The 8895-nt window shown below is 73.2% G+C and carries 8 protein-coding genes and 2 pseudogenes; 4 read left to right on the top strand and 6 right to left on the bottom strand.

Going from position 1 to position 8895, the window contains the following annotated elements; genetic code table 11:
- Positions 1-157, top strand: a pseudogene (locus ABT085_RS39720) (isocitrate lyase/phosphoenolpyruvate mutase family protein); the annotation flags it as partial.
- On the opposite strand, the pseudogene ABT085_RS39715 reads toward ABT085_RS39720, so the two are convergent.
- Positions 135-653: pseudogene (locus tag ABT085_RS39715) on the bottom strand (LysR substrate-binding domain-containing protein); the annotation flags it as partial. The pseudogenes ABT085_RS39720 and ABT085_RS39715 sit on opposite strands and share 23 nt — an antisense overlap.
- Between ABT085_RS39715 and ABT085_RS39710 the strand changes: the two are divergent.
- Together ABT085_RS39710 and ABT085_RS39705 are read left to right on the top strand one after the other, a co-directional pair.
- Positions 576-986, top strand: coding sequence for a hypothetical protein (locus ABT085_RS39710; protein WP_502982933.1), 411 nt, complete (start codon positions 576-578; stop codon positions 984-986). The pseudogene ABT085_RS39715 and the gene ABT085_RS39710 overlap by 78 nt on opposite strands.
- Before the next feature lie 84 nt (positions 987-1070).
- Complete coding sequence (locus ABT085_RS39705; RefSeq protein ID WP_351619851.1) at positions 1071-1757, top strand: siderophore-interacting protein; 687 nt, start codon at positions 1071-1073, stop codon at positions 1755-1757.
- 27 nt (positions 1758-1784) lie between these two features.
- Here the strand turns inward: ABT085_RS39705 and ABT085_RS39700 are convergent, their stop codons facing one another.
- The 5 genes from ABT085_RS39700 to ABT085_RS39680 all read right to left on the bottom strand — a co-directional run bounded on the left by ABT085_RS39700 (position 1785) and on the right by ABT085_RS39680 (position 7870).
- On the bottom strand, positions 1785-2876 hold the full coding sequence (locus ABT085_RS39700; RefSeq protein ID WP_351619849.1) for a serine/threonine kinase C-terminal domain-containing protein: 1092 nt from the start codon (positions 2874-2876) through the stop codon (positions 1785-1787).
- A 143-nt stretch (positions 2877-3019) separates the two neighbouring features.
- Complete coding sequence (locus ABT085_RS39695) at positions 3020-4009, bottom strand: malate dehydrogenase (RefSeq protein WP_351619846.1); 990 nt, start codon at positions 4007-4009, stop codon at positions 3020-3022.
- A gap of 651 nt (positions 4010-4660) precedes the next feature.
- Positions 4661-5746 (bottom strand): helix-turn-helix domain-containing protein, encoded by a 1086-nt coding sequence (locus tag ABT085_RS39690; RefSeq protein WP_351619844.1) that lies wholly within the window; start codon positions 5744-5746, stop codon positions 4661-4663.
- Positions 5747-6327: 581 nt separating this feature from the next.
- Positions 6328-6906, bottom strand: coding sequence for a DUF3017 domain-containing protein (locus ABT085_RS39685; RefSeq protein ID WP_351619854.1), 579 nt, complete (start codon positions 6904-6906; stop codon positions 6328-6330).
- A gap of 109 nt (positions 6907-7015) precedes the next feature.
- On the bottom strand, positions 7016-7870 hold the full coding sequence (locus tag ABT085_RS39680; protein WP_351619841.1) for a bifunctional methylenetetrahydrofolate dehydrogenase/methenyltetrahydrofolate cyclohydrolase: 855 nt from the start codon (positions 7868-7870) through the stop codon (positions 7016-7018).
- A 286-nt stretch (positions 7871-8156) separates the two neighbouring features.
- On the opposite strand from ABT085_RS39680, the gene ABT085_RS39675 reads away from it, so the two are divergent.
- The gene (locus tag ABT085_RS39675) at positions 8157-8780 is read left to right on the top strand and encodes a hypothetical protein (RefSeq protein ID WP_351619838.1); all 624 of its coding nucleotides are present in this window, start codon (positions 8157-8159) and stop codon (positions 8778-8780) included.
- The last annotated feature ends 115 nt before the right edge of the window (positions 8781-8895 follow it).

The raw sequence follows: 8895 nt of genomic DNA, 5'->3' as shown, positions 1-8895 counted from the left end.
GCCGGCCACCCGGAGCGCGGGCGTCGCGGCCGCGCTCGGGCACGTCGACGGGCAGACCCCGGCCGACGAGATGTTCGCCGCGGTGGCGCGGATCTGCCGGGCCGTGGACGTGCCCGTGTCGGCCGACGTGGAGATCACCGAAGAGCTGCTGCCGCGGCCGACCGGTCGGCCAGGATGTCCTTGACCGCGCCGCGCAGCCAGGCGTGGGCCGGGTCGGCGTCGCGCCGGGGGTGCCAGGCGATGCCCAGGCGCAGCGGGCGCAGGCCGAGCGGGACCTCGAAGACGGCGAGGCCCAGGGTGGCCGCGAGCGACAGGCCCCAGGAGCTGATCAGTCCCACGAGGTCGGTGTCGCAGACCACGAACAGCGAGGCGGGGAAGGTACCGACGGTGCCCACCACCCGTCGGCCGAGGCCGAGTTCGGCGAGCGCGGTGTCGACGGGGCCGTGCAGCCTGCCGCGCCGGGACACGATGAGGTGATCGGCGGCGGCGAACCGCTCGGGCGTCAACTCGCCGTCCAGCAGCGGGTGTCCGGCGCGCGCCACGCCCACCATGCGGTCCTCGTGCAGGATTTCGGTGTGCACGTCGCGGGAGGCCGCGTCGATCACCCCGACCTCCAGGTCGGCGGTGCCCTCGCGCAGGAACGGCGCGTCGACTTGGCCTGGCTGCTGGTGATCTCGGCGGGCACCGGTCTGTCGATGCCCGCGCTGACCCTGGGCGTCGTCTCCTCGCTCCCCGCCCACCAGGCCGGGCTCGACTCGGGGCTCGGCACCTCGGCCCGCGAGATCGGCGCGGCCCTCGGCGTCGCGGTCACCGGCACGATCCTCTCCTCCCACCCCGGCCTCACCCACGGCATGGTCCCGGCGCTGCGCACGGTCGCGCTGCTGATGTCGGCGGCGACGGCCCTCGTGATCGCCGGGTACGGCGGCGGAAAGACGCGTACTGTCGCGTCAGGAACGGAACGCGTACTATCGCGTTCCGTCAGATAGCATGGCGCAACTCCCGCACCCCCCTGCCGACTTCGCCACCCGCGCGCCCCACGCACCCCCACCACTGAACGGCAAGGAGCGGTCATGCCCGCACTTCTGGATCCGGTACTCGACCTGCTGACGCTGCGCGCCACGGTCACCGAGGCCGAACCCGTCGCGGCCCGGATGCGCCGCCTGCGCCTGGAGGGCCACGCCCTCGCGGGGCTCGACGTGCGCCCCGGGCAGCAGGTGCGGGTGCACGTCACCAGCGGGCTGACCCGCCGAACGTACTCGGTCTGGCGCTACGACCCCGAAGGCGCCCTGGAGTTGTGCGTGCTCGACCACCCCGGCGCCGGGCCTGGGGCGCTGTGGGCACGGGCCGCGGCGGTGGGCGACGAGGTCCGGCTGAGCAGGCCCGAAGGGTCGTTCACGGTGCCCCCCGACGCCACCCACCATGTGTTCGCCGGGGACGAGACCGCCGCCGTCGCGTTCGGCGCGATGCTCGCCGCACTGCCCGCGACGGCCCGGGTCTCCGGCCGCGTGGAGACCGGGTCGGCCGCCGACCGGCTGCCGCTCGCGCACGGCGAGCGGATCGGCTGGCTGGTCCGGGGCACCGTCGCACTCCCCGACGCCGTACGGGAGTTGGCGCCCGAACCGGGCGGGGTGGCGTATGTCGCGGGGGAGGCGCGGACCGTGCAGCGGGTGCGGCAGGTGCTGCGGGAGGCCGGCTGGGACCGGCGCTCCGTGCTCACCAAGCCGTTCTGGGCGCCGGGCAAGCGCGGCCTGGAGTGAACCGCGTGAGGCGGCGGGCGGCCTGGCTCAGCCGCACCGCGCGCCCACCGGGCAGAAGGACGCCACGGCCGTGGTGAGCGGGACGCGGACCAGGCCGGCGGCAAGGTTCTCGGGGCCGCTGGAGCGGATCGCGTAGAGCGTGCCGTCGGCGGCCCGGAAGCGGTGGTCGATCACCTGGCGGGGGCCGCCGTCCGCGTCGTCGTAGCGGTAGGTCAGCTCGGACCACGCGGTGTCGGACCGGCGGTCGAGGACCCGGTAGCCGGGCTGGCGGGCGAAGCCGTAACCGGGGTCGTGCTCGGCGAGGTCCAGCGACTCGGCCGGGGTGCTCTCGGCGAGCGCGAAGATCTGAAGCCGGCGGCCGTCGGCCGGGGAGTCGTAGGAGACGACCGGGGCCAGCTCGCCCTGCTTCTGCCTGCGGCTCCAGCCCTCGGGGACGGTCACGGAGTAACCGACCGGGTCACGGACCGTGCCGTAGCCCGGGGCGGCCGGCCCGGTCGGCGCGGCGGGCGACTTCGCCGGTGCCGTGTCCGCGGGCGGCACCGAGGTCGCGTCGGCGTCGGTGGCCGGGGTGGTCGCGGTGTCCGCGGAGGCGGCCGTGTCGTCGGTGGCCGAGGTGCCCCCGGCGGCCGGGGCGGCGACGGTCGGGACCGCCCCGGGCCGGGTGGCGGGATCGCGGGTGAGGTACCAGAGCCCGGTCCCGACGCCCGCGCCGAGGACGACCGTGGCGGTGATCACGAGCAGCAGTCGCGCCACCCGGGCACGGACGGGGGCGGAGGCAGGAGCGGGAGCCCGGGGATGACCGGCGGCGGGCGTCCAGGGCGGCGGGAGGGGAGTCACGGGGTGGTCCGGCGGGGGTGTCCACGGCGGTGGCAGCGCCGTGCCGGTCCGGGTCTCGGCGGACGCCCACGGCGGCGCGGAGCCCTCCCCGCCCGACTCGTACCCGGAGCCGGGCTCACGGCCCGAACTCGACTCGTGCCCCGAGCTCGGCTCGTGCCCGGAACCGGGCTCGCGCCCCGGGCTCGGCTCACGCCCTGAACTCTGCCCATGGCCGAAGCCGGTCTCACGCCCGGCACCCGGCTCGCGCGCCGGGCCGGAGCCGTCCCATCCGAATGCGTCCATCGCGGACCCCCCGAACGCCCTGTTGGCCACCACTTGCGACGGTAGCGGCGAAAACGGCCACAGGCCCCGTTCCGGTCGTAACCGGAACAGGGCCTGTGCGAGGTCGTGACAGAACCGCGAAGGCGCGGTCGGCCGAGGACGGCTCAGATGAGGCCGAGGGCGCGGACGGCCTCGCGCTCCTCCTCGAGCTCCTTGACGGAGGCGTCGATGCGGGCACGCGAGAACTCGTTGATGTCCAGGCCCTGGACGATCTCGTACTTGCCGTCCTTGGTGGTGACGGGGAAGGAGGAGATCAGGCCCTCCGGGACGCCGTAGGAGCCGTCCGACGGGATGCCCATGGAGGTCCAGTCGCCGTCGGCCGTGCCGTTGACCCACGTGTGCACGTGGTCGATGGCGGCGTTGGCGGCGGAGGCCGCGGAGGACGCGCCACGGGCCTCGATGATCGCGGCGCCGCGCTTGGCGACGGTCGGGATGAAGTCCTCGGCCAGCCACTTCTCGTCGTTCACGACCTCGGCGGCGTTCTTGCCGGCGACCGTGGCCTGGAAGATGTCGGGGTACTGGGTGGCGGAGTGGTTGCCCCAGATCGTCAGACGCTTGATGTCCGCGACGGTGGTGCCGGTCTTCTTCGCGAGCTGGGTCAGCGCGCGGTTGTGGTCCAGACGGGTCATCGCGGTGAAGCGCTCGGCCGGTACGTCCGGAGCGGCGGCCTGCGCGATGAGCGCGTTGGTGTTGGCCGGGTTGCCGACGACGAGGACCTTGATGTCGTCCGCGGCGTGGTCGTTGATGGCCTTGCCCTGCGGCTTGAAGATGCCGCCGTTGGCGGACAGCAGGTCGCCGCGCTCCATGCCCTTGGTGCGCGGGCGGGCGCCCACGAGGAGGGCGACGTTGGCGCCGTCGAAGGCGACGTTCGGGTCGTCGCTGATGTCGATGCCCTGGAGCAGCGGGAACGCGCAGTCGTCCAGCTCCATGGCGGTGCCCTCGGCGGCCTTGAGCGCCGGGGTGATCTCGAGAAGGCGAAGCTTGACCGGCACGTCCGCGCCGAGCAGCTGACCGGAGGCGATGCGGAAGAGCAGGGCGTAACCGATCTGGCCGGCCGCGCCGGTGACGGTGACGTTCACGGGAGTGCGGGTCATGGCGTTCTCCGTATGACAGCTGGCGGTGGGGCGTCCCTGCCCCGGGGGTTCGGGATCCCCGCCGTCGGCTCGTGACCGGCGCCGGCCGCGATGATCGATCACTGGTACGAATGATCGATCTCTTGGCGTCAAGAGAGATCCAGCGGTCAGGCTATCGCGCCTCCGGGACGCCGGATGCGCGGACCCCTGTGGCCCGCCCCACAGAGGGACGCCGACCGGGCGAACGTCCGGGCGGAAATACGGCGGTTGGCGTATCGCCGGAAGGGTGAGCACGACGGCGGTCCTGCGGCCCGGAGGGTGAGCGTCGCGGCGGGGCCTACGACCCGGACGGCGTACCCGGCGGCCGGACTTACGACCCGGAGGGTACGCACGACGGCAGGGCTTACGGCCCGGAGCGTGAAAGCGGCGGCCGCCGGTCCGGGAGAGGGGGACGTGGGCGGCCGCCGTGGGGGTGCCGGATTGCCGGACTCCCGTGGGGGTGATGTCCGCCTGCCCCGGATGCCGACGGTCATGCCTGTCCGGCACCGAATTGTTTCGTGACGCCGGTCGCACCCCACGGCTCGCTCCACTGCGGCCCGCACGACGGCCGACACGGCCGACACCACCACGGCTCGGACCGCCGCCACGTGCTGCGCCTTTCGGTCCGGACCGCTACCGCGTGCACCCCTGGCGTCCGGACGCCAGGGTCGCGCACGCCTTCGCCTCGCCCGCGTCCCGCACGGCCAGCATCGGCGTGTACGCGATGGTGTCCCCGGCGGCCGTGATGCTCCCGGACTGCCGGGCCGTACCGACGGTGACCTGGACCTTGTCCCCCTGCGTGGCGCCCGTGATGCGACCCCACGCGGCCTTGCAGGTCGCGCTGTAGCGGACCTCGACGACGGTCGTGGCGACGGTCGCCCTCTCGGCGGTGGCCACCAGGGCGCCGCTGCACCCCATGCTCTCCGCGTCCTTGCCGGTGCAGCCCGCTCCGCTGCACTTCACCCCGGCGGGCAGCGCGGCGGTGGTGCCGGCCGACACCGAGGGTGAACCGGCCGCCCCCGCCTCGCCCTTGCCGTCGCCGTCGTCGGTGGCGAACCAGAACACCCCGGCCATGACGACGAGGACACCGACGAGACCCGCGAGGAACATCGTCGCCCGCCGCTTTCCGGGCGAGCCGACCGGACCGTCGGCCCCCGGCCCGCCGGTCCCCGGTCCCTCCCCCTGCGGCGGGGCGCCGTACGGACCCGGGCGCGGGCCCGAACCGCGGCGGGCGGCTTGGTCGCGCTGCCGGGCGTCGACGTCGGGTCGTCCCGGCTGCTGCGGCACCGTCGGGGCGACACCCGCGGGGCCCGCGATCCCGGGGGTCACCATGGCACCGCCGCCCTGGCGGGCCGCTCTGCCCTTCCCGGGCGGGTCGGTGCCCACGGACGGGGCGCCGAACTCCCCCAGCGCGGCCCGCGCCTGGGAGATCCGGAAGGCTTCCATGGTCATGTCGTGACGCATCTCCGAACGGCTCCAGGCGCGTTCGGCGAGTTCCCACATGGTGGTCAGATGGACCGGACTGGTGCCGGTGACCTCGGCCAGGGCCACGATCGCCCCCTTGGGCGCCAGGAGCCGGCCGTTGAGATAGCGCTCCCAGGACGTCCTGCTGTAGCCCGTACGGTCGGCCACCGCCGAGATGCTCAGACCGCCGCGGTCCACCAGCCGCCGTAACTGGCTGACGAACTCCCCCACCTGCGGATCGAGTTCATCCGGCAAGGCTCTCCAACGAGGCATCGAACCCCCCTCTTCCCCCCGGCAGGTGCCGCTCGTTCCCGTGCGTGACGCCCTCCGCCAGGTCCCCGTTCCGGCTACCCACAGGGATGCGCCCGGCCGTGGTCCCAGTTCCCGGGGTGAAGGCGCACGGGAGCGTGCGGACCGCGCGCGTGCACCTCTGCACGCCCGACTGATCGGCGGACGTCCCGGACCGTCCTGATTGGACACGTTAGTCGCGGTGTACGCCCGATTCGGGTCGCTTTCCGAACTTGTCAACTCATCGACACAGTGGGCACACAAGCGTGACCTCACGTGCCTCAAATGCCTCCGGATCACCCGGTCGAGGCATCACACCGGCGGCTTCACACCGAGGGCTTCACACCGAGGGCTTCACGCCGACGGCAGCACGCTCGCGGCAGCACGCTTGTGGCATGGCGCGGACACGGTAGCGGAACGGTCACTTCCGTGACACAGCGCATCTGCAGCGGTTGAACCGCGCGTTCGCGGCGGGGGAGGGTGGTGTCCGGCGGCGGGCCGTCCTCCGACGGGGGTGAGGACGGACCGCCGTACGTCGTACGCGGGAATCAGCCGCTGACGCTGAAGTGCAGGGCGCCCTTCAGGAAGGGGATCACCAGCCACGGGTTCGGCTGCGCCATCAGGGCGAGCAGCACGATGGCGAGGCCCAGCACGCCGTAGGTCGCGATGTCCGTGAAGCGGGAGCGCACCGCGAGCATGCCGACGCCGGGCAGTATCCAGCGCATGACCGCTCCGGCGAGGAGGGCGGCGCCGATCAGGATCGTCCCGACCCGGAACTGGTCCAGCGCCGTCAGCAGCAGGCCCAGCCCGACCACGACCAGCACGGCGAGGATCGGCCACTGCCGCGCCGGGGCCGGGGCGTCGCCGGGCGCGGCCCGGCCGCCACCCTCGGGGCGCGCGGTGTCCTTGGTGAACAGCGGGAACCGGCGCGTGGCGCGCTTCGGCTTGCCGCTTGCATCGGGCGCGCTGACCGGGTCGCGGACCGTGAGCTCCGCGTCCGCCTGCTCACCGCCCTGCTCACCGGCCTGCCCGTCGTCGGCGGCGTCGGCCTGTCGGCCGCCCTGCCCCTCGGCGCGGGCGTCGGCCTGTCCGCCGGCCCGCTCACCGTCCCGGCTCCCGTTCCGCACGTCGCCCTCCGCAGGGTCCGCCGCGGTGACCTGCGCGGACGCCCGTACGGAGGTCCGTGCGGAGGTCTGCGCGGAGGTCCCTGCGGCCTCCTTCCGGGTCTCGTCCGCCTCAGCCGGCACTGCGCTCCGCCGCCTCGACCACGTTGACGAGCAGCTGGGCACGGGTCATCGGGCCGACCCCGCCCGGGTTCGGGGAGATGAAGCCGGCCACCTCGGCGACGCCCGGGTGGACATCCCCGACGATCTTGCCCTCGGCGTTGCGCGAGACACCGACGTCGAGGACGGCGGCACCCGGCTTGACGTCCTCGGGACGGATCAGGTGCGCGAAGCCGGCCGCGGCGACGATGATGTCGGCCCGCTTGAGGTGGGCGGACAGGTCACGGGTGCCGGTGTGGCACTGGGTCACCGTCGCGTTCTCGCTGCGCCGCGTCAGCAGCAGCGGCATCGAACGCCCGATGGTGACGCCACGTCCGACGACCACCACCTCGGCACCCTTGGTCTCCACGCCGTAGCGGCGCAGCAGCGTCAGCACACCGTTGGGGGTGCAGGGCAGCGGGGCGGGCTCGTTGAGCACCAGACGGCCGAGGTTGGTCGGGTGCAGGCCGTCGGCGTCCTTGTGCGGGTCCATCAGTTCGAGGATGCGGTTCTCGTCGATGCCCTTGGGCAGCGGCAGCTGGACGATGTAGCCGGTGCACGCCGGGTCGTCGTTCAGCTCCCTCACGACCGCCTCGATCTCGTCCTGCGTGGCGGTGGCGGGCAGTTCGCGCTGGATGGACGCGATGCCGACCTCGGCGCAGTCGCGGTGCTTTCCTGCGACGTACTTCTGGCTGCCGGGGTCGTCCCCGACGAGGATCGTGCCGAGGCCGGGCGTGACGCCCTTCTCCTTCAGCGCCGCAACGCGGACGGTCAGATCGGACTTGATCTCGGCTGCGGTGGCCTTGCCATCGAGAATCTGGGCGGTCATGACCCCATCCTCCCGGATGACCGCCCCCGTGTTCCAATCCGGGTCCGTCGCGCGGCGCCCGTATCCGCCATACCAGCCGAATCCGCAGTATCCGCCCATGATCGGCGATGTTGCACTTGCACAACACATGCGGAATGCCGCTGGACAAGTAAGAGGCGTCTAAAGAACGATGAGCAGCACAGTGTCGCGGGCAGTACCGGGGGGACGGACCGCATCTGTAGAACTTTCCTCCGAAACCGTGCCGCGCGTCGTCCCCGCACCTGGGCAACACGGAGGAAGGACCGCCATGAGTTTCGGCGACCCGAACAACCCCTACGGGCAGCCGCCCCAGCAGCCGCCGGCCGCGCCCGGTTACGGCTACCCCCAGCAGCCGCCCGGCGTCCCGCCGCAGCAGGGCTACGGATACCCGCAGCAGGCGTACCCCGGCTACGCGGGTGTGAACGCGATGCCGCAGACGATGCCGGGCCTGATGACGACCGCGCGGGTCCTGCTCTACATCGTGGCGGCGGTGCAGGCCATCGGCGGCCTCCTGATGATCCTCGGCGCCGCCGCGGTCAACGACGCCTCCAACTCGGGCGAGGACACGTTCGGCAGGAACGGCTTCTCCGACCTCGGTCACGCGTCGGCGGGCATCATCGTCGTCATCGGGGTGATCTTCCTGGGCCTGACGGCACTGTCGATCACCTTGGGCGTGAAGTTCTCCCGCGGCGGCCAGGGCATCCGCATCACCACCATGATCTACGGCATCCTGGGCGCCCTCTTCGGCGTCCTCATCCTGATCGGCGCGGCCGACGCCAAGTCCTCGGCCGCCTTCGTGTGGGCGCTGCTGTGGATCGGCTTCGGCGGCGTCATGGCGGCGGCGATGATCGCCCCGTCCGGCGCCGCCTGGTTCAACCGTCCGCGGTACTGACCGGACGACGCGAGCGGAAGATCCGTACCGGCACGCCACCGGCACGTCCAAGGGCCGTGTCCCGCCCCCGCGCAGGGGAGGGACACGGCCCTGGTGCTCTCCCGCAGCGGCGGCC

Origin of the sequence: Streptomyces sp. NPDC002265, from assembly GCF_040296125.1 — a bacterium.
GTDB lineage: Bacteria > Actinomycetota > Actinomycetes > Streptomycetales > Streptomycetaceae > Streptomyces.
The sequence above is the reverse complement of the archived record's forward strand: the minus strand, read 5'-3'. Positions and strand labels throughout refer to the sequence as shown.